Consider the following 18,923-nt stretch of genomic DNA (forward strand, 5'->3'; position numbering starts at 1 on the left):
GCCTCCGGGCTGCTCACAAGGTGTAGGGCCGAGGCCGTTCATGGTCCACGTCTTCCCTTTGAGAAGTTCTCCGCCGGACTTAAACATCACTTTCTCCATGAGAATGAGGCGGCTCTTTCGAACCGTTGGGAAATCGGTTATTTGTGCGGGATGCGCGCTACGCTTCAGATCATCGCTGCCGTGATTACCGTCGCCGTCCTGGCGGCAATTCATCAGGGCGTTTCGAGTTTGCAGGGCAGTTTTAGTGCTGACTTCGCCTATGGCGCATTGTTCGGCGGACTGTTCGTCGGCGGACTGATGGCTATTGCCATGTGCTGGGACCACAAGTCAGCGGCCAACACCACCGGCGGACGAGAGCAGCAGCGCTCGCGCAACACGATCGATCTTTGACTGAGCGATGTTTGAGCCGGCTGTTGCCTTCATGAGGGCATCCAGAACCGCGCTGTCCTTGCCGGTAATTGCTCGCGCCAAGTCCGCCTGAGCCTTGCTGTCCCGCACTCCCTGAAGGGCTTCCAGAACCGCGTCAGTGCCCTTCACCGCTGCGGAGCGCGCAATTGCAGGGACGCCGCCTGCCGAGTAGGCATCTCGCGTCGAGAAATCAGCGCCGCGCTTGCCCGTAAGGTCGTCAATCGCCTCTCGACGCGCCAGGCTTTCACTGTTTCGCGTCACGATACCGGACGTGTCTGCAAATTGGCTTTCACGCTCCAGAAGCTTGACGATCTGGTCAGCGCGGTCCTCATCGAAAAGTGTTGCCAGGCGCTCGCGGTTCCAATCGCCTTCGCCCTTGATCAGATCCTTGAGGGCAACGCGGTCATTGGCCTTCGTGCCGACAATCCGCTCAATTTCAGCCCGCGCCCCTTGACGGAGACGCATGGGGACGGCGGACGGGCCGATCTGCATGCCTTGCGGCAAAGCGCCTTGCTGCACCTCGTCAATGAGCTCGGCAGGGCGAGGCGCTTCGCGACCGCTGGCAAGAACCTGCTGCCCACGGCCAACTGCCTCCCTCTGGCGCGCCAGTTCGGCAAAGCTCGCATCCACTTCCTTTATGCGAGGGACCGAGACGCGAAGCTGATCATCAATGGCCTGACGTGCCGTCGACAGGGCTTCAATGACCTTGCTGTTGGCTTCCGTTTCCAGAAGTCCATCAATCGCCTGCCGGGTTTCGAACAGCACTACCGGGTTGCTGTCCAACTCATCGGCCCCGACACGGTTCAGCATCCCGCGCACCTGTCGCAGGCCCTTTTGCGCATCGCCGCGAATTGTCTGGATTTCGCGGTCAAGAAACTGCGCGATCGGCGCGGAATCGACCGGGGAAGCTTCCTGAAACACTTCCCGGTAAGCCGGCGACAAGGCTTTCTGATTTGCGCGGAGACCAGCATCAACTCGAGAGGGAATGGGGGCTGTCCCAAGCGTGTCGTCAAGCGTCTGGAGAATGCGGCGGTTGGCGGCGGCATCGCGCGCGCCAATCGCTGACCTGACGACTTCCTTTCCCTCTCCCGGCATCGCAGCAAGCGCGGCTGCCTGACCGCGAAGGTTTGGGCCAAGGTCCAGTATCATGCCTTCCGGGCCAAGATCGGCAAGCCGTGACTGAACAGCGGCAGTATGCAGCCCGTCACGCTCGGCGGCGGTGGACATGAGCGCGAGCGCCCGTTTGTCCATGCCTGTAGCCTTGGCAAGGCGGCTGTTCAGCAGCTTGTCAGCGACCGTCTTGACGCCCCTGCCGATGATCGGAGCGACGACAGGGCCAGCAGCCCCGGCGGCTCCACCTGCGAGAGCCCCCCACGCCGTTTGATCCAAGTCCCCACCTGACCGAACCGCGCTATCTGCTCCACCGATGCCAACCCCGCTCAGCCCGCCAGCAAGCACTCTCCCGCCCATGGTCGGAAGCCCAACACCAAATGCAGCCGGCGCCGCGGCTATCATCGGCAGAGTGCCGGCGACCGCACCGGTAACCGCGCCGGCTGTTGATGCAATGGGATTGTCTTCACGGACGTTCTCGGAACGCCTGCCCATGTCGGCATAGTTTTGGCCGAAGGACTGATCGGAGAACGGGGTCACAAGGCCGGCAGCGGCAGCCTTGGCGCCGGCATGCAGCATCGGGCCAGCGATCGGGACGCCGTTGACCGTGGACAGGGCAAAGGCCCCGGCCTCGTCAATCGCGCCCCGGTCAACAAGACCGGTTTTCGGATTGTAGCCAGGCACAAGCCTGCCATCGAACTCGGGATGCTGCGGACGCGGGCCAGTCTGCTGAGGCAGAGAGCGGGCGATTTCTTCCACCGCCGCGCTCTGCTGCTCCGGTGAAAGGCTCAGAAAGCTATCTTCAACCCGGATGCGCTGACCGCCAATGTTCAAAGTCGGCATTATGGTTCAATGCTCCATTTCAGACCGCCGGATGTCTGTCCCGCTCCACCTTGAGGGGGTGGCGGGGCAGTCGTCGTTCCAACCGTGGATTGCTTGATGTTGCCCAGCATGCGCTTCAGTTCCGACACGCTGTTTCGGGCCCGGTCGCCGGCTCCGCCGAATGCACCCGTAAAAAGCTGGCTCGGCAGGTTCGCAAGCCCGCCTTCCTTCAGCGGGTCAATGACAGGATCGTAGATCATACGCTCCATAAGGCTCAGGTCGGGACCGTTCAGAACACCAAGATTGAACAGCTCCTTCATCTGCAACATGATGCCCTGTCGCACCGTGTTCAGATTGTCCTTTGCCTCTCCAGGCATTGCCTCGATGCCGGTTTTCCCGACCAGTTCGGCATATCGATCCAATTCGCCCGTGATGGTCTTGAAAGCCGTATCCACCTTTGACTTTGTGGTGCGCTGAGACTCGGTTTCCTTCTCGGGCTTTGGCGGCGTGATCTGGAGAAGGCCGTCCCGCGTCGGCGCATTAAGAGGCTGCGGTGCGTTCTGCTGGCCCTGCTGCGGCGCAGGCTGACCACCCTGCGAAGGCTGAGCCTGTGGCGGCTGGTTCGGCGCGATCGGCTGAGCTGCGCCACCGCCTGCCGGCTGACCAAAAACGCCCTGAGGCGTAAGGAAGATGATCGAGCCGTCCGCCGGATTGGTAATCGTCTTGCCGGCGGCGAGCTGGGCAGCCTGATCGCGGCTCAACTGGTTGGTGCGGACGAGATAGTTCAAGCCCTGAGCCTCAACTGAGTTGCCGCCAAACATCGCAGCTTCTTCGCCGGGTGTGATCTTCTTGATTTCACCCGTTGCGGGCTCATAGAGCGTGTTGTCGTCCAGCTTCTGCCAGTTCTTTTGTGGCGAGGTGAGTTCGCGCTGCATCTTCTGCAATTGCAACTGACGCATGGGGTCCGCCGCCTGCTGCTGGCGCTCGATTTCCCCGTAGATCACAGCCTTCTGATCCTCGCTCAGCCAAGGATTGCTGAGTGTCTGGTAAAGCGTTTGCAGGGGAATGCCGCCCTGCTGTGGCTGCGGACCATTTCCCGCCATTTCCGGCATTGGCTGCTGCTGCTGAGCGGCGGGAACCGGCGGCGCTGGCGGGAAGCCCTGACCACCTTGTGGCGGCTGTACCTGTGCCATCTGAGTGCCTGCCGGCGGCATCATCGGCATGGGCTGACCGCCCATCGGCTGGTTGCTGCTGAGCATCTGGGGCGGGGCAGCCTGCGGCGGCATGCCCTGCTGAGGCGGCTGCATGGCGATATCGCTCAAAGGGCCTTGCGGTGCGGGTGGAACAGCGCCCTGCGGCGCGTTCATCCGCTGCCACTGCTCTTGCGACATACCCGTTGCGGCGTACTCCTGCGGCATGGGCGGCATTGCCTGAGACATGCCGGCAGAGGGGTCAAGGCTGGCGACCTGAACCGGTGCCTGCGGCATCTGTCCGCCTGTCGCCATGGCCTGCGTTGCCGCCGCCGCGCCGCCGCCAGGCATCGGCAGGCTTCGAGCGATAGCGCCGACCGAGTTGGCGTAGTTCGGGTCAGTGGCATAGCCAGAAGCCCCAAGAGCCTGCAACTGAGCATCAAGGCCCTGAGCCTGCATCATCGGCTTGTAGCGCGGGTTCTTCAGGAGGAAATCGGCATATCCGGCAACGCTATCGCCGGGGCTAGCGAACTGGCGGAAGCTGTCATTGATCTTGACGCGCTTGCCGTTGATCACCTCGTGCGTGGTGAACGTCTGTCCGCCACCCTGCCCATGGGATTTGATGCCGAAATAGTTGTTTCCGGGTGCGCTCTTGCCCCAACCCGTCTCTTGCGCGGCCTGAGCCACGATAAGACGGGGATCGACGCCTGTCCGCTGTGATGCCTCGATAGCAGCCGGCATCAGTGCGGAAACGAACGCTTCCTTGTTGCCTGATAGGTTTGCCGGCTCCGCATCCGAGCGCGCGAAGTCGAGACGGCTCGGCAGGTTCGGATTGTCGGCCTTGGCAGTCTTGCCGGAAAGCGCTTCAGCTACTGCATTCGACGCCTTCGGCGCGGGCGGGAAGGCACTGCCACCACCCAGCGCGGCTGCGATCGGGTTGAAAGCTGCGGCGGCACTTTCCCGGCCTTCCTTCTCACGCTTGGCGAGCGACGACATTCCCCAACGGCCCGAAAGAGCTTTGCCGAGTGAAGCCAAGCCCTCACCGACATTGCGGGGTACGCCGTTGGTTGCCTCTGCCAACAGCGCCTCGTTGATGGCACGAGCGCGCGCCAGCTCTTGCGGCGTGGCATACTTCTGGCCCTTGCCGAAGATGTAGCTTTCGATAGCCATCAGCGCGCCCCCATTGCCATCAGGCCGGTCAGGGCCTTTTTGTAATCAACGGCCTTGTAACCGCCCGGCATAGTGACGACCGCGCCGGGGTTCTTCTTCTCGACTTCCTGAGCCATGAGGCCGATACGCTTCGGCGCGGACTTATCTTCACCCTTGTACCGGTACGTCCACAGGCCGGTGCCATCGTCGTCAAGGTCCATGACTTTCGTCGTGTCCTTCTTCAGACGCTTGTCGGAAGGCATCAACGCCGGGTTGCCGAGGAATGCAGAGCCGAGACCGAACAGACCACCAAGCAACCCTTGCGAGTTGGCGTTGTTCTGCTGCCACGCGCCCAGACGCTGGTCATAATTCTTGTTGATCAGGCCGGCCACGTCAGTCGTCGGGATGGTCGGCATGTTCGCGTTGATGAAATTCGGCGCGGTCAGCTGCGAGCCCGACAGAAGCGAGCTGATCTCGTTCAGCGGCTGGTTTCGCGCCGCAAACGCTTCGTTCATCGCCTGACTGCGCTGCGTGTTCTGGGCATTGAAGCGCGCAAGCTGGGCGTTGAGAGACTGATCCTGCAACGCATTATTGCCCTGCGTCCGCGTGAGGTCGTTCTGATAGCCCTGCTGGAGCGCATCGTTCCTGAACCCGGCGCTGGTGGCGTTCTGGCCAAATTGCTGCTGTTGTGCCTGATTGGAGAAACCAGCGCGGCCCATCGCCTGATTATAGCCTTGCTGCTGCGCCGCATTCTGGAACGCGGCCCTGTCAGCTTCTAGCCCGACCATGCGAGACTGCTCTTGGCCGGCAGACAGAATTGCACCAAGACGAGCGTCGGTTACGCCACGGCTGAAATCGTCCTGGCTCGCTCCATAAGCCGATGACCCGAGCCGGATGCCCTGATTGGCCAGGGAGCTTTCATTTGCCTCTCGATCGCGCGAAATTTGCGTGTTGAGGCGCGTCATAAGCGCGTTCTCGTACTTATCACGGTCCTTAGAGAAGTCCGTGCTGTAGGTGTTTGTAATTGCGCCGCTACCGCCGAAGCTCGACTGTATCTTGCCCGCGTTGGCGATGTCGGTCTGGAGCCCCGGACCTTTCCCGAACTGCTGATAGTTCGGCATCGTCAGGCTGTTGGCATTGCCACCCGCCGGCAAACCGTTGAGCGAAAACGGCTTTCCAAGGTAATCGGTGAGGAACTTGGATTGCTGGTTGGCGAGCGTCCCTAGATTGAGCTGTGCGCCCTGCGTCTGCTCGAAAATCTTCTGCTGCTCGGGCGAAAGCGTCTGTGTCGCGGTATACTGCGGGACCAACTGGCCGTTGACCTGCGTCCAGCCCGTAGGAACAGACGAGCTCGAACCGCCGCCAGTCGTCACGTCCTTGTAGCCGATGACCTGACGCTTGCCGTCGCGGCTCGTCGGGCCGTAGATCGGCTCTTTCTTCGTCGTTCCTGGCGCGTTCGTGTTGACCATACCCGGCGCGTTCGTCTGATACTTGCCGTCCGGCGACTTCCAATAAGACTGGCCGTTGGCGTCTGCGACGAACTGCTGCCCCGTCTGGTTGAAGGTCAAATTGCCGTATGGCGTGATCTGATTGACATTGCCCAGAATGGAGTTGGCCGTGGCAGTCGAAATGTTCGTGCCGGTCTGGGCCTGCGCCGTCTTCATCGGATCTGGCGGCTCGGGTGCGCGGGGTTTCGACATTATGCGGCCTCCGGGAGTTCAACGCCATGAAGGTTGATCTTGGCCGCTCGATATGCGGCGTAGGCCTGTTCTTCGGTATCGAAGCAGCCAAGATTGTAATGCTTGAAATTCAATGAGATGCGAGCCGTCCAGCGACCCCGATCCTTGCGGAATTTCACGCCGGGATAACGGCTGGACGACCCGGCGCGGGACGAGCGGTTCAGGCCATTCTCGGCAATCGTCACTTCGCGAAGGTTTGCAAACCGGTTGTTGCCGCGGTTCCTGTCCATGTGATCGATCTGATCGGCTGGCCACGCCCCGGTCACATAAAACCAGGCGAGCCGATGCCCGAGATGTCGTTCTCCGTCTACCGTGATTGTCCGGTATCCATCGGGACGGAGATACCCCGCCTCCAAGCCGGCGGGGCTGCGCCAATGGTCTTCAAGTCGCGTGAAAATGCCTGTTTCGCGATCGTAGTGAACGACTTGCTTCAGTCGCTCAAGCGTCAGTTTGCTCATAACTCTGCAAACTCCTTTTTGTGGAAGCCGTTGTTGCGCCAGGCGTCATCGGTGAGGGTGTAGACAAGCCCGTCTTCGTCGCGGCCAAAGAGCCGTTCGATGCGGGTTTCGTTGAAGCCGTAAGCCTTCAGGATGCGCTTGATGCCGCGCCCGTATTGCGTCTCGTTCCGCTCGGAAACCCGCATGACCACCATCTGGCAGCCGCAGCCGATGAAGGGATAGGAAAACATCTGCCAGAGCACGGGGCGCGTCAGCCAGCGTTGTGTAGCGGCAGCGCCGGAAAGCTCCATGATCTGGGCGCGCGGGTTCCAGTCGTGATAGACGATGCCGCCAGCCATGGCCGACAGATCGTCAGTCGCTACGCCAAGGGCGCGACAGGTGTTGAAACCTTCTTCGCAGCCGGGGATGCGGGCCGCGACCCATGCCGCAACCTGCTTGTCATAGCCCCAAAACGGCTTCAAACGACGATACCGCCCGTCTCATAGAGCAGATCGAGGCTGATGAACTCGTTATCCGGGGCCGGCGTCAGACCGCCCGTCACCTGAACCTGATACTGGAACGCATAGCCGGTGCGGCCGATCGATACCCACTTCGCCCTTACAGACGAGGATCGAGCCTCACCATCCCATAGTGCTACATCCCAAAGGCCGGCGTCCCATTCGCTGAGTGAGACATCCGGCGCGGCATTCGGCGCGGTCGGCAGGTTGATCTTGTAATCCGTGGATACGCTGATTTTGTCCACGAATGGTGTCGAGCCGATGTAGGTCGCCCGCGCCTGAAGCAGGGTCTTCACTGCTGCCCGGTTGCCGAGATATTCCGGGTTCCCGATGATAGTGTAGTAGATGCCGGCGCCGTCATCCGTGCCGCCGATTTCGGCTTCCTTCACCTTGCCGTCGCTGGTCCCGAAAAACAGCCTGCCGTTCGAAAGCACCGTGCAGCGGATATTCATGCCAACAAATCGGCACCACGCGCCCGTTTCGACGTTGGCGACATAGGCGATATGGTCCTGCCCTGCCGATGAAGACGGCATCGAGATGACCAGCATCGACTTCTCGGGCCACTTGACGATTTCCCAAGGGTGCGTAGAGCGGGCGATAACCTCCCGTTTCCAGTCTGGCGTAACGGCTCGGGTGACGGCTGCCAGGCTGAGAGCGGCGGGGTCCTTGCTCACTGCCGACGATATCGGGACGATCCCGTCCTTCACACCTATGAGCAGATCGCCGCCGACGCGGCAGAACGCCCGCGACCCCATGGGCGATGTCATGTCATAGCGTCCGACAAGACCCCAATTGTTCGCATCGCCGGGATTAAAACCCTGATAAACTGCAACCTCGCCCTGATCGGTGACGAACACGCACTTGTCATCGAGGCCGTTGCCGGCGTTCATCGACCAAGTTGCGCCGAACAGTAGTTTGCCGCCACGCTGAAAAACGCCGTTGAGGTCAATGACGTTGGCCGCGCCGGCAATGCTGTTTACGGGAAGATACCAGGCGCGGAGTGTGCTTCCCTCGATGAAGAACTGGCGGTTCCGGTAGTTCCACACGTAGGAGAGCGCAGACGTTGAGATGCCTGTTATTGCTGGGCTAGACACTCCCGTTATCGGAACCCACCCACCAACGGTATCGTAGAGCAGCAGCGGATCGGACCCGTTGACCGCCGTCAGGAAGTTCCCGCCAGAGGTGGCAAAATTCACGTAGGAGTAGTATCCGGTCGTTCGACCCGATACTGCCGCCGCCGGCGGAACGGTCGGGCTGCCCGGTGACGTTACATCGAAAATCTCGGTAGCGCTGGCAGCGAACACCTTGAAGTTGCTCGGGGCACTGTATTCCATCAAGCTCACGACCGGAGCGGCAGAGAGCGAAATCGTAGCTCGGGTTACAGAGCCTCCGCGAAGCCGCGCGCCTGTGCTGGTCGGGAACCAGTTATCCATCACCATGGCAGTCGCCGGAGCGGCATTCACAAGCCCGTCAGCCGTACTCCAACCGCCGATCGGCGCCGGCAACGTAATCGTGTCGCTTGTCCGCGATCGACCTGGCCGAACTGTTTTCTGGAGAAGCTGGCTTTTCATCCCGTGACGGACCCCGGCCAGACATTCGAACTTGCGGGCCATGCGACAAGATTTCCAGAAACGGTCGGCTTCGCGCCGCCGTCCTTGTCCATCAGTTGCGCCGCTAATTGCTCGTAATCAGCGAGTTCCGCCGCAAAATCGAGGCCCTTCGCCTGCTTCCACAGATAGATCGCGCAGAGCCTCAGAAGCTTCTCGGAAAGAACAAACCTGTCCGTATCGGCTGAAAATGCATCGTGAAGGCTCGCGTCTTCCGCGACCACCGTTTCATTGGTGATGTAGAAGAACTTGGCCGTCTCCCCCGTCGCCATGATCGGCTTGATCTGGAAGGCATCGCCGAAAATCGTCCAGATGCCAGATATGTTGACGTAGGGATAAATCTCCGCCTCAAGCCATTCGTCGCTGTTGGTGATCTGCGTCATGGCCCAGCGCCAGCGGCTGGACCAGATGCGAGACTTTTTCAGCATGCGGTCATAGTCGGAAGGCAGGGTGAAGCTTTCCGCTATAGCATCGCCGGTGAACGTCTTGACCCGGCGCAATGCCTGCCAATCAAACGCCTCAGTAATCACCTCTGCGGCGTTGGAAATCACCTCCGCCAGTTCTTCCAATTCACGATCCGTCGCGCCGATGAGCATCGTCGGGGAGTCGAGCCCGATTTTCAGTGCAACTTTCTGCGCGACGGATAGGACGGTCATGATTACGCCGCCTCATTGGCGAGTGCGGCCCGGAGCTTCGGAGCAGCCCACCGCTTGTCGTACTCGATATCCTTGGCGTCGAGTTCGGCGCGCAGGGCGGCAACCTCGTCATCAGGAACGTCCGCCGGCTGTGGTGCCGGTGTGGTGCGCGTATCGAGCAGCTTCTCCAGTTCGGCAAGGCGGTCTTCGAGGGTCGAAATCTTCTCGTCCTTCAGCGCCTCGCGCTCTGCAGCCGCTGCGCCGCCCATATTGTCGAGGAAGATCGATGCCTGTTTCTTCAGTTCGCGCATGTTCGGGAGGGGAACCCGGCTGATCTGCGTTTCGGAAAGGTCGCGAACCTCCTCCACCGACAGAATGCCGACCTGGCGGAAGACCTTGACCTGTTCCGAATTGATCGCCGGCCAGACGCTGAGAGCCGTCCCGTGGATAGGGAGTTCCTGCCCCTTCTTCCATGCGCTGTATGCCGGCTCGATCTGGGACCATCGGGCGGTCATGAAGGCGAGCTTCGAACCATCGTGATCCTCGCCTACGCGCTCGGGGTCGGGGATCATGTGGCGGACACGCTCGACGTTCTGCGTGGCGAGAGGGCTGTGCGCCGGGGCGTAGACGACCCAATCTTCTTCCTTAACCTCCATGATGCGCTTGCCGGCGGCATTGAGGATGAAGCCATGGGCGTCAACGTTGTCGTTGAGCGGGTCTGTGCCCCGTACGGGGTGCTTCTCGTATGTCTGCTTGAACCCGATCACGCGGATTACGGGCTTTTCATTGTCTGCCATAACTGGCCTCCTTTGGAAGGTGATGGTCGAATGCGGAAAGGGCGGGCCCGAAAGCCCGCCCTGCCCATTTTCAAATTGTCGAGAGTGCTTAGTGCGGGAAGGCGCACATGATGATCTTTGCCGAAGCATCGATCGCGTATGCACATACCGCGTCAGTCGCCGCGGCAACCGTGTCCAACGTGCCATCCGTCGAGCCCGTAGGCGTCAGCGGATCGCCGTCAGCACCGGCAGTCAGGGCGGGCGTCAGGGTGGCAACGCCGCCAACCTGTATCCAGCCATAGCCACCGGTCGGGATTGCAGCCTGAAGGACGCCCGCCCCGATTTCAGCACTGTCCGAAAGATCGGAAGTCACGACATTGCTCGCGCCGGCAGATGCGCCGGAAGGAGCGTAGAGGTAGGCGACGTTGCCAGCCACCGCCGCGACCGCACCGGCCCCGGCGTTGTACTGGACGAAGCGGTACTTCTTGTTGTCGTGGCTGACATAGATGTCCCCGATGCCGGGAACACTGCCGCTTTCGATGCCGGTAAGGTCGGCTGCGGTGAAAGTGGCGGTGAGGATTGCACCAACAAATGCGGTCATGTTCGTGTCTCCTTATGCCGCGTCGAGCAGGACGCCTTGCAGCGACCGGTTCGAGCATCCAACGTTGCCCATCCAGTAATACGGAATGACCACCGCATCCTGGTTGACGGGTTTCTTCTCCTCGTCCTGCGACCACTGCGCTTCCTTGTGCTGGAAGATGTACAGATAGTCCGTGTTGAGGAAGTAGCCCTTCTCCGCGTTCGTCGCGAAGTTGGTGTTGTCGTCAAAGATCACGTCAGCGGTCTTGTACTTGTAGGTCTGGAAGCCGGCCTTCGCCATGTCAGCGTCCATGTAACGCTGAATTTGCTGCTGGGAGGCTTCGTAGACCGTGAACAGGTCGTGACTGAGGGTGACCAGGTCCGGTTTGTCGGCGCCGCGCGTCAGGGCCATCCAGAGAGCGTTCATTTCGCCAAGGATGGTATCCTTCGTGTAGGCGTTGGAGCCCGTGATTTCACGGAACTTGTTGCGCCAGAAGGTCCACGTACCGGAGTCGATGCCGCCGACCGTGCCCTGCCCGTTGGTCTGGATCAGGTTGGCAAGGCCGCCGATCTGGTAGGAGAGCGAACCGTCAGAATACAGGTCGACGGAGAAGTTATTCGCCGCGGTGTGCAGGACGTTCTTCTTCTTCGACTTCACCAGATTGATCATCTGGCTTTTCCCGGAGTTCTGGCGAAGCTCGCGACCGCTGGAGACGACATGAAGCGCGATCTGCGCCCAATCGTATTTCGCGGACGTGATGACATCCGACGCGTTGGTGTTCAACGTGTCGTAGCCGCCGTAGCGCTGATAGGTGCCGTTCTCCGCATATTCGAGCGGAACCTGAATTTCGGTGCCGCCGTCGAGATTGCGAATATTGCCCTTTGCCTTCAGGCGGTTGAGCAGAGCGTTGTGCTTGCTCACATTGTCCGCGACTTCGGTCGCGGAATTACGCAGGGTGGTCGAAACCATCTGCGTAAAGACTGTGGATGGACCAGCCATGGTCGTTAATCCTTGTTCTGGATTTCGTCATAGACAGACGAAAGAAGCTCGTCTTCGGTGAGCTCCCGCGCCTTGCCCGTTGAGGTGGAGGTCACATTGACGCTGTTGGCCCGCTTCGCGTCCGCCGTCCGTTTCGGGTCGGCTGCAGCGGCCTTCTTGGTGGCGGCTGCCTTGGCCCTAAGATCGGGGTCCGCGTTCACGGCCATGTCGTAAGCCTGGTTGAATACGGCTTCCTTGGAAGCGGCATCTCCGAGCTTCGTTCGCGCCCTGTGAATGAAGTGCACCATGTCGTCTTCCGGAATTTCGGAAAACAGCGGCTTGTCTGCTGTCAAGCGGCTGAGTTCGTCGTTCGCGGCCTTGACCGTGGCGTCTTCCGTAAGAGCACCCTTCACGATCCGCTCAACATCAGCGGGCGAAATGCCGGCTGGCTGAGGGTCGGAGGGAATTTGCATCTGCCCGCTGAACACTGCCTTCAGATGCGGCAGCACTCCATAGCGTTCAGCTATTTCCATCAGGCCGGCGATCGGGTTCTGATCAAGCCGGCGCTGTGCGTTCATCAGGAAATCGACGGCCTGGACCATTGAAGGCTCGCTGCCGTTTTCCATCTTCTTGCCCGAGAGCAAATCCTTGTTGCGGTCGAATACTTCGGTGTAGGGCTGAAACTCGCTGATCTTGCGGCCCTGCTCCGACATGCGGGCATGAATTTCGGTATCGCGCGCCGCGATCTTGGCCTGAACGTCAGGCGGTATCTTCGCCCAATCGCCGTCCATGCCGTTCCAATTTGCCGGGAGAGGAACGCCCGTTGCCGTGAGCGTCGAGGAACCGGCTTCGTTGCCCTCCTCTCCCGTTCCCTCACCTTCCTGTGGGGGAGCGTTCGGGTCGGTCTCCGCAGCTTTCGCCGCCTCGTCACCTTCCCCATTTCCGTTTGAGAACTTGCCACCCTCGTCCCGAGCCGAGCCGTTATCGCGCTCGATCTGGTTCCAAACCGCCTCGAGGGCAGCATCTTCGTTGCCGCCAAGGTCGGCTGTTTCTATGACGGCAGCGTTGCCGGTGGAAAGCGCGGTGCTGCTGTTCAGGTTCTCGACGTTCATCGGTATTCCTCGCTCACTTTCAGCCCGCGCTTTGCCGCGAAGGCCTTGTTCCTGATTTTCCCTCCTGTCGGGGACGGCATGTCGCCGGCTTCCACGCAGTTGTTGCGCTTCAGGTCTTCGCGGCGGTCGTGCCGGGTCGAAATCACTCGCCCGTCGATCGGGCTGGTGTATTCCGGCATGCTCGGGGCGATCATCGGCACGGCCAGAGGGCCTTTGCGAACCTCCATCGGCTCACCAGTGGAACGGCTGACAAATCGGCCTTCACGCCAGACGTAGCGATCACCCATAGTTTTGACCCTGTGTCGGTGGCGTGAATAGCTGCTTGGTCTTCAGCGCAAGGTCTACGTCCTTGATTTCCAGTTCCTTTTGCTTGATCTGGAGGTCCACGCGCTTCGTGTTCTGGTCCAGAACCTTGCCGGCCAGATCGGCATCAGCCATGCGTTGTTTGATCGCGATGTCAGTCTGGGCCGCGTCGGTCTTGATCTTCTGGTCCAACTGCGCGCCCTGCGTCTTGGCCTGCATCTCAGCGGCGCGGGCTTCCTGCTCAGGGTCGGGCGGCGGCGGTGCTGGGGGCTGTTGGGATTTCTGTTTTGCCATGTTGATCATCTCGTCCAAGGCGTCTTCCACCGACTTGCCGAGATTGAACATGCGCGAGATGGAGGAGAAGATTTCCACCGCGATATCCATCGGCAGTTCACCCTCCTTGACCAGCGGCCCGACTGTTGCCCAATAGCTGCCCGCCGCCGACATGAACTCGGTTGCTTCCTGCTTCTGCCTGGTCAGGTCGGCGCGGATCGTGCTGTCCGATTCCACGTCCACGCGATAGTAGGTGTTGATCTTCTGCTTCATCAACTCTTGGAGTTGCTGCATGTGCTGGAGCTTCGCCATGCGGGCCTGTTCGGCCTGCTGCGCCTGCTCCATGGCCTGCTGTTTGGCTTCTGGCGGCATGTCGGGCGAAATCTGCGGCTGGACCGGCGTCATATCCTGCTCGGTCGGCACCAACTGGATTTCCGTCATCCTCTGGAGTGTTTCAGGGGAGAACTTCGACGGGATAACCTCTGACATCATGCCGAATAGATCGCGCGCGGCCCGCTCGATCATGCGCTGCATCTTCTGGATGCGCAGCGAACCCCACTGGCTTTTGAGCTGCTGAGCGCCGAGTGTTTCGGTCGCCTTGCTGGCGCCGCGAACAATGTCGGAAATGCCGGTAATCTCGTAGATGGCCTGCTTTGTCTGCTCCCGGACCTGATAGAGTTGGGTCAGAACGATGATCAGCTTCTCGATCGGCCAGAATGCAATCGCACCTTCAATCCCGCCCTTCGAGGCCCAAAGCTCCGGGTCTGATATCGGCACAAATTCGTTGTCATCCGCCGACAGGACGGCTTGAAGGTCGGTTGCGCTCGCTCCGTACCAGCCCTTAACCTTCAACTGCTTGGTGATGATCCGAATGCGCTTGGTCGTCACGTCCAGTTCGTCGGCCAGGCGCTTGTAGATCGAGAACGGATTGACCGGCATCAGCCGGCCCGTGACTTCGATGGCCTGAACCGGCGTCGGGATCGGGAAGAACGTCGACAGGCCGAGCGGGTCGGGAACCTTCTTGAGAACAACGCCGTCCACTGCCCCGATGAAATAGACCGTGCGGCTTTTCTTGACCCATACCTCCCAGACATCGCGGTCGCTGTCGCGATCGGCCTCAGTGCTGTCTTCCGCCGTCATCTGGGATGAGACGAGCTTGGCATCTGCAAACTCGTCAATATCATCGCAGGGCATGGAATGGCGGAATGCGATCCACGGGACGCTGTCCCAACGCTTCGCCGGCCCGCGCCGGAAATCCTTCCAGCTCACGGCCTCGAATGTGACGCGCTCATTCGTGACGGTTTCTTCGTCTGTTTCGGGAGCCGCTTCCTCCTCGTCGCCCTTCTCGTAATCTGGCTTTTCCTCGTCCAGACGCTCGGAAAGCTCCTCGTCGGTTGTTTCACCTCCGACGAAATCGCTCTTGAAGCGCATACGGATGATGCCGCGACCAGCCAGGAACCCGTCCTGAGCCATGGCTTCCATCTCGATCTGAAGCTTGCTGTCATCGACCTGTACGCGAATGGCGCGCTCGATCATCTCGGCAAAGTCTTTGGCAACCGGATCATCCGATCCGAAGCGGCGGCGAATGTCAGGCGCCGGCGGCGAGTTGATGACCGCCGGCACGATGGTTTCGACATTCGAGAACAGGATATTGAAATCGTAAGCGATGTTGGCCGCTGCAACTGATGTCTCGGCCTTCGATCCCTCGCCGGTATAGACGCCAACCGCAACGCTGGCGTCGTCCATCCAGTTCTTCTCTGCCTTTCCCGCCGCTTCAATGCGCGTGAGCCATTTACGGCCCGTCTCGCGCAGCGCTTGGCCTTCAGGCGTCGAAGTGTCCTTGGTGGACTTCGCCATATCAGATGCCCCGTGCGAACAAGATCAGCGCCAGAAGGGCCAGAATAAACCCGAGATAGGCGACGTAGATCGAGGCCACGTAGGCGCGGCGGCTTTGGTCCTGCCCGATGTACTGCGAGAAGCAGGCCACCAAGGCAGAGGCCACGGCCGCCGCGCGCGCGCCGGGTCCGCCGTAGACAATCACGGCGATCAGGAAGATTGCGCTGTAGACAAGTGCGCTGGCTACAAAGCCAAGCCATTCATGCGGTTTCATTCTCTACCCTTTCGACGCTGCACCATTGCCTTGACGGCCTGCTCTACGGTCATGTTGGATTTCACGCCGCCGTCGCCGGTCGCCTCGTAGACAAGCTCTTTGTTCTTCGGGGGCGGCGGGGCTTCAACCACTTCGCTTTTCCAGCCCAAGCCCAGGTACCGGAATGACGATCCTATGTGTTCGGCCCAATCCTTCAGTGCGTTTTCAAGGAAGGTCTTGCGCTCGTCATCCCATTCGCGGCGATAGCTTTTCAGGCCATCAATGCCGTGCTGCATGCGCTTGCCGCGCTCATCCTCTCCGCAATGGAAGTATGCGATCTTGATTGTCTGCCGACCGGCTGCGATGCCATCGGCAACACTGACCTTCTTGACCAGCTTCGGCTTGCGGCCATGAGCTTTCAGCGTCTCGAAGCGCGTTTTGGCCTCGCCCCAATTGTGCACCATGGCGTCATGCGGCACGTAGTCGTTGCCGTGATAGCCGCGCTCATCGAGCCACTTGCACCAGTCCTCTACATCGTCGCTCTCGGGCCGATAGAAATCGACAATGCGAATACGGCCCTTGATGACCTGAAAGCACCAGATCGGGTTATTGACCGCCTTGCCCAAGTCCCATGCGGTGTGGACAGGGTGGCTCCAATCGATCGGGACAACGCCGATGCGGCCCTGAACCTCTGCCTCTGCGACTTCGGCACCCCAATAGGCACCAACCATAGCGCCAGCGAATGAACAGTAGAATTCCTGCTGGATCAGCAGGTCAGCGATTTCCTTGCCGTAGAGGGCGGAATAAATCCGCCTCTGCTTCTCGATGCTCTCCGCGTTGATCGCGCGGGTATCATCGACGGTCAGGATTTGCGAAAACCACCCATCAGGATTGGTTGCCGGGTCCCACTTGTCCTTTTTGACCTCATCCAGCATCGTCTTGGCGTGGTTGTTTCCACGCGGCGTGGTGATGAACGAGGCCCATCCCCCGTTTTCCTCAAGGATCGGGGACAGGTATGCCCATGCGCTCGGGTTTGCCAAAGCCCATTCAGATGCAGTGAGGCCGACAGGCGGAGAGCCGACGAGGCTGTTGAAGTTGTCCGACCCGACGACCTGAAACGTCGCGTTGTTCTTGAACCGAATGAACATCTCATTGTCATTCTGGTTCTCGATGATCGAGGCCGGGAAAGCCTCATCTATGCGCCGCTTGCCGGTGTGCGGGTTGACCGCGTTCCAAATCGCCTTTCGTGCCTGCGATGCCTGCGGCAGCATGTGCCAGTACGTTCCGGGGCGCTTGAAGGCGCTCACCGCATGCTTTTGTAGATCTACTTCATCCTTGCCGGCGCGGCGGTGCCAGAACAGAAGCTGACGCTTGCAGCCCCGCTCCCAGGCGTTCCACGCCTCCATCTGGTAATCACGCGGACGCCAGCCATAAGCTGGTATCCGAACCCGGCTTTCACTTGCCATCCGAGAACGAGACGATTTCTATCGTCAGGTTGCCGTTGGCCTCAACCTCGTGCTTGTCGCGCCATTCATCCGGCTTGCGGTTCTTCAGCCAGAAGATTTGCGCCGTGGTGTCGGGCGGGCAATGTTCGCGCGTTGCAGCACGCAGGATTTTGCCCTTGTCGTTGAAAACCTTCTCACTATCGAATGAGTATCCGACCGCGCGCTGATACAGGCTGCGCTCAACGCGAGCGTTCGCCGTTTCCTTCGCTTCCTTTACGGCCCGACAAAATTCTTCATGCTCTGAGGTCCATCGCTCGATTGTGCGAATGGATACCTCGAAGAAATCGGCCAGATCGGCATTCGTGGCGCCGAGTCCGCAAAGTTTGGCGGCTTGAGCCGCGAAGGTGTCTTTGTACTTCGGTGGCCGACCAACGACCGCTTCCGGCTGCTCTGGCTTGATGCCTTCGGCCCTGTCGGCAATGTCCTTGATCTTGTCGGGTGAAAGACCCGGTTCTCTTGGCATTCTCGTTCCCTTCCGGCATCAGCGGCCATAAGGCGGCTGTCCGTTCTGGAAATGGTTTTCAGAATTGGCGATCTGGCGGGAAAATCTGACGGTGCAGCCAGTCAGGCACCCGGTATTCAAACCTTGGTCAGTTCCATTGTCTTATCCTTCGTTGAAAGCGACGGCCTCAGCCGCCTATCCACGGAAGTGTGGAATGGTTGCGCGGGCAGGATTTGAACCTGCGTCCTCCAGCTTATGAGGCTGGCGAGCTACCGGGCTGCTCCACCGCGACTTAGGAATTTTGTGAATAGGTTCTGACGCGGGCCGCCGCTTGTCGGTCCTCGCCATTTCTGGTTACCTGCATTTACAGAGTTTGAACGGGAGGAATACATGTCGGCATCAGCGGCGAAGACCCATGCTATGAAGGCTCAACGCGCAAGCGATACAAATGAAAAGCTGGATGAGATCGCAAAGGCGATCTACGAGCTCGCGAGAACATTGAGCGACATCGAGGGCAATACCAATAGGATCAGGTGAGACGGGCTGGGCCGCTCGCTCGATTGGGAACAGCTGTATGAGCAAGTCCGCATTCGACAAGATTGAGGCAGGGCTGAACGACGCCTTGGACTATGCAAGGAACAGTTCCCTGAAACCATCCAACTTCCATATCGGCATGGAATTCGAGGTGAATGGCGGAACTTTCCGCTGCACCGACGTTGGTACGCGCACCGTCGTAGCCATTCGCATCGATCCCGTGGAGATAACCACGAAGCACTCAGATGGCACGGTTACGAACGCTGTCCTTTCGCGGGCCGAAGCAGAAAATGCCGGCTGGTTCAATGGCCCGCCATACGCGCTGGCCGAATTGGTCTTTGATGAAGACGATCTACAAGCTCACTTCCGCATCAATTCGGGGAAGCCCTGACGATCAAACCAGTGTTTGCCGTCCTTTTCTGACGCCCAAGGATTGCCAAACTGGAGAGGGCTGGGAACATCAGCACCGCCATCCAGCGCGCGCCTCACACTGCGGCGCTCACGACGATGCTCGGCGGCCTTGAAGGGCTTGTCACTGTCGGCGGTCGTCATGCCGCAAATTGGCGTCTTTTTCTTTGAACGAGCCATCAAACTCGACTTTCCACTGGGCCTTCTGCAAAGAAGCCTGAAACGCAAAACCCGCCTCGCGGGCGGGTTCGTGTGGCGCAAATCACCACGTTACCGACGAATCTACGTTACTGGATTCCCACCGTCAA

Annotated in this window: 20 protein-coding genes; 3 read left to right on the top strand and 17 right to left on the bottom strand. The window is 60.0% G+C overall.

Annotation, left to right across the window (positions count from 1 at the left end):
• Positions 1-150: 150 nt before the first annotated feature.
• Complete coding sequence (locus WBQ96_RS18940; protein WP_336552817.1) at positions 151-390, top strand: hypothetical protein; 240 nt, start codon at positions 151-153, stop codon at positions 388-390.
• Here the strand turns inward: WBQ96_RS18940 and WBQ96_RS18945 are convergent.
• The 16 genes from WBQ96_RS18945 to WBQ96_RS19020 form a co-directional block, all read right to left on the bottom strand.
• Entirely contained in the window at positions 328-2,361 is a 2,034-nt protein-coding gene (locus tag WBQ96_RS18945) for a hypothetical protein (RefSeq protein ID WP_336552816.1), read from the bottom strand. The genes WBQ96_RS18940 and WBQ96_RS18945 overlap by 63 nt on opposite strands.
• Positions 2,361-4,700: a glucosaminidase domain-containing protein gene (locus WBQ96_RS18950; RefSeq protein WP_336552815.1), complete on the bottom strand. Its 2,340-nt coding sequence runs from the start codon at positions 4,698-4,700 to the stop codon at positions 2,361-2,363. The genes WBQ96_RS18945 and WBQ96_RS18950 overlap by 1 nt, the downstream gene beginning before the upstream one ends.
• Positions 4,700-6,379 carry a tail fiber domain-containing protein gene (locus tag WBQ96_RS18955; protein ID WP_337035911.1) on the bottom strand — a complete coding sequence of 560 codons (1,680 nt, stop codon included), beginning with the start codon at positions 6,377-6,379 and terminating at the stop codon, positions 4,700-4,702. Before WBQ96_RS18955 ends, WBQ96_RS18950 begins: the two co-directional genes overlap by 1 nt.
• Positions 6,379-6,876: an HNH endonuclease gene (locus tag WBQ96_RS18960; protein ID WP_336552813.1), complete on the bottom strand. Its 498-nt coding sequence runs from the start codon at positions 6,874-6,876 to the stop codon at positions 6,379-6,381. Before WBQ96_RS18960 ends, WBQ96_RS18955 begins: the two co-directional genes overlap by 1 nt.
• On the bottom strand, positions 6,873-7,337 hold the full coding sequence (locus WBQ96_RS18965; RefSeq protein ID WP_336552812.1) for an N-acetyltransferase: 465 nt from the start codon (positions 7,335-7,337) through the stop codon (positions 6,873-6,875). The genes WBQ96_RS18960 and WBQ96_RS18965 overlap by 4 nt, the downstream gene beginning before the upstream one ends.
• On the bottom strand, positions 7,334-8,707 hold the full coding sequence (locus WBQ96_RS18970) for a hypothetical protein (RefSeq protein ID WP_336552811.1): 1,374 nt from the start codon (positions 8,705-8,707) through the stop codon (positions 7,334-7,336). Before WBQ96_RS18970 ends, WBQ96_RS18965 begins: the two co-directional genes overlap by 4 nt.
• 233 nt (positions 8,708-8,940) lie before the next feature.
• Complete coding sequence (locus tag WBQ96_RS18975; RefSeq protein WP_336552810.1) at positions 8,941-9,636, bottom strand: phage adaptor protein; 696 nt, start codon at positions 9,634-9,636, stop codon at positions 8,941-8,943.
• Positions 9,637-9,638: 2 nt separating this feature from the next.
• Positions 9,639-10,412, bottom strand: a complete 774-nt coding sequence (locus WBQ96_RS18980; protein WP_336552809.1) for a hypothetical protein — start codon at positions 10,410-10,412, stop codon at positions 9,639-9,641.
• A gap of 88 nt (positions 10,413-10,500) precedes the next feature.
• Positions 10,501-10,992, bottom strand: a complete 492-nt coding sequence (locus WBQ96_RS18985) for a hypothetical protein (RefSeq protein ID WP_336552808.1) — start codon at positions 10,990-10,992, stop codon at positions 10,501-10,503.
• 12 nt (positions 10,993-11,004) lie between these two features.
• Complete coding sequence (locus WBQ96_RS18990; protein ID WP_336552807.1) at positions 11,005-11,970, bottom strand: phage major capsid protein; 966 nt, start codon at positions 11,968-11,970, stop codon at positions 11,005-11,007.
• 5 nt (positions 11,971-11,975) lie between these two features.
• On the bottom strand, positions 11,976-13,061 hold the full coding sequence (locus WBQ96_RS18995) for a hypothetical protein (protein ID WP_336552806.1): 1,086 nt from the start codon (positions 13,059-13,061) through the stop codon (positions 11,976-11,978).
• Positions 13,058-13,348, bottom strand: a complete 291-nt coding sequence (locus WBQ96_RS19000; protein ID WP_336552805.1) for a hypothetical protein — start codon at positions 13,346-13,348, stop codon at positions 13,058-13,060. Before WBQ96_RS19000 ends, WBQ96_RS18995 begins: the two co-directional genes overlap by 4 nt.
• Positions 13,341-15,494, bottom strand: coding sequence for a hypothetical protein (locus tag WBQ96_RS19005; protein ID WP_336552804.1), 2,154 nt, complete (start codon positions 15,492-15,494; stop codon positions 13,341-13,343). Before WBQ96_RS19005 ends, WBQ96_RS19000 begins: the two co-directional genes overlap by 8 nt.
• A 1-nt stretch (position 15,495) precedes the next feature.
• On the bottom strand, positions 15,496-15,747 hold the full coding sequence (locus WBQ96_RS19010; RefSeq protein ID WP_336552803.1) for a hypothetical protein: 252 nt from the start codon (positions 15,745-15,747) through the stop codon (positions 15,496-15,498).
• Complete coding sequence (locus WBQ96_RS19015) at positions 15,744-17,192, bottom strand: hypothetical protein (protein ID WP_336552802.1); 1,449 nt, start codon at positions 17,190-17,192, stop codon at positions 15,744-15,746. The genes WBQ96_RS19010 and WBQ96_RS19015 overlap by 4 nt, the downstream gene beginning before the upstream one ends.
• A complete protein-coding gene (locus WBQ96_RS19020) occupies positions 17,182-17,694 on the bottom strand; it encodes a helix-turn-helix domain-containing protein (protein ID WP_336552801.1) in 513 nt (170 codons plus the stop codon). Before WBQ96_RS19020 ends, WBQ96_RS19015 begins: the two co-directional genes overlap by 11 nt.
• A 369-nt stretch (positions 17,695-18,063) precedes the next feature.
• Here WBQ96_RS19020 and WBQ96_RS19025 point away from each other — a divergent pair, with 369 nt between their 5' ends.
• Both WBQ96_RS19025 and WBQ96_RS19030 read left to right on the top strand, forming a co-directional pair.
• Complete coding sequence (locus WBQ96_RS19025; RefSeq protein WP_336552800.1) at positions 18,064-18,210, top strand: hypothetical protein; 147 nt, start codon at positions 18,064-18,066, stop codon at positions 18,208-18,210.
• Between the two features lie 37 nt (positions 18,211-18,247).
• Positions 18,248-18,598 (top strand): hypothetical protein, encoded by a 351-nt coding sequence (locus WBQ96_RS19030; RefSeq protein ID WP_336552799.1) that lies wholly within the window; start codon positions 18,248-18,250, stop codon positions 18,596-18,598.
• Here the strand turns inward: WBQ96_RS19030 and WBQ96_RS19035 are convergent.
• Positions 18,568-18,795: a hypothetical protein gene (locus WBQ96_RS19035; RefSeq protein WP_336552798.1), complete on the bottom strand. Its 228-nt coding sequence runs from the start codon at positions 18,793-18,795 to the stop codon at positions 18,568-18,570. The genes WBQ96_RS19030 and WBQ96_RS19035 overlap by 31 nt on opposite strands.
• Positions 18,796-18,923: the final 128 nt, after the last annotated feature.

This window comes from Mesorhizobium sp. CCNWLY176, assembly GCF_037153935.1.
Classification (GTDB): Bacteria; Pseudomonadota; Alphaproteobacteria; order Rhizobiales; family Rhizobiaceae; genus Mesorhizobium_M; species Mesorhizobium_M zhangyense.

Coding starts and splice junctions, on each gene's coding strand:
- WBQ96_RS18980 (WP_336552809.1), bottom strand. CDS start 10,412: ATGGCAGACAATGAAAAGCCCGTAATCCGCGTGATCGGGTTCAAGCAG.
- WBQ96_RS19010 (WP_336552803.1), bottom strand. CDS start 15,747: ATGAAACCGCATGAATGGCTTGGCTTTGTAGCCAGCGCACTTGTCTAC.
- WBQ96_RS18975 (WP_336552810.1), bottom strand. CDS start 9,636: ATGACCGTCCTATCCGTCGCGCAGAAAGTTGCACTGAAAATCGGGCTC.
- WBQ96_RS18950 (WP_336552815.1), bottom strand. CDS start 4,700: ATGGCTATCGAAAGCTACATCTTCGGCAAGGGCCAGAAGTATGCCACG.
- WBQ96_RS18970 (WP_336552811.1), bottom strand. CDS start 8,707: ATGGAATACAGTGCCCCGAGCAACTTCAAGGTGTTCGCTGCCAGCGCT.
- WBQ96_RS19035 (WP_336552798.1), bottom strand. CDS start 18,795: ATGGCTCGTTCAAAGAAAAAGACGCCAATTTGCGGCATGACGACCGCC.
- WBQ96_RS19005 (WP_336552804.1), bottom strand. CDS start 15,494: ATGGCGAAGTCCACCAAGGACACTTCGACGCCTGAAGGCCAAGCGCTG.
- WBQ96_RS18990 (WP_336552807.1), bottom strand. CDS start 11,970: ATGGCTGGTCCATCCACAGTCTTTACGCAGATGGTTTCGACCACCCTG.
- WBQ96_RS18960 (WP_336552813.1), bottom strand. CDS start 6,876: ATGAGCAAACTGACGCTTGAGCGACTGAAGCAAGTCGTTCACTACGAT.
- WBQ96_RS18955 (WP_337035911.1), bottom strand. CDS start 6,379: ATGTCGAAACCCCGCGCACCCGAGCCGCCAGATCCGATGAAGACGGCG.
- WBQ96_RS19000 (WP_336552805.1), bottom strand. CDS start 13,348: ATGGGTGATCGCTACGTCTGGCGTGAAGGCCGATTTGTCAGCCGTTCC.
- WBQ96_RS18940 (WP_336552817.1), top strand. CDS start 151: ATGCGCGCTACGCTTCAGATCATCGCTGCCGTGATTACCGTCGCCGTC.
- WBQ96_RS18945 (WP_336552816.1), bottom strand. CDS start 2,361: ATGCCGACTTTGAACATTGGCGGTCAGCGCATCCGGGTTGAAGATAGC.
- WBQ96_RS19030 (WP_336552799.1), top strand. CDS start 18,248: ATGAGCAAGTCCGCATTCGACAAGATTGAGGCAGGGCTGAACGACGCC.
- WBQ96_RS19015 (WP_336552802.1), bottom strand. CDS start 17,192: ATGGCAAGTGAAAGCCGGGTTCGGATACCAGCTTATGGCTGGCGTCCG.
- WBQ96_RS18985 (WP_336552808.1), bottom strand. CDS start 10,992: ATGACCGCATTTGTTGGTGCAATCCTCACCGCCACTTTCACCGCAGCC.
- WBQ96_RS18995 (WP_336552806.1), bottom strand. CDS start 13,061: ATGAACGTCGAGAACCTGAACAGCAGCACCGCGCTTTCCACCGGCAAC.
- WBQ96_RS19025 (WP_336552800.1), top strand. CDS start 18,064: ATGTCGGCATCAGCGGCGAAGACCCATGCTATGAAGGCTCAACGCGCA.
- WBQ96_RS19020 (WP_336552801.1), bottom strand. CDS start 17,694: ATGCCAAGAGAACCGGGTCTTTCACCCGACAAGATCAAGGACATTGCC.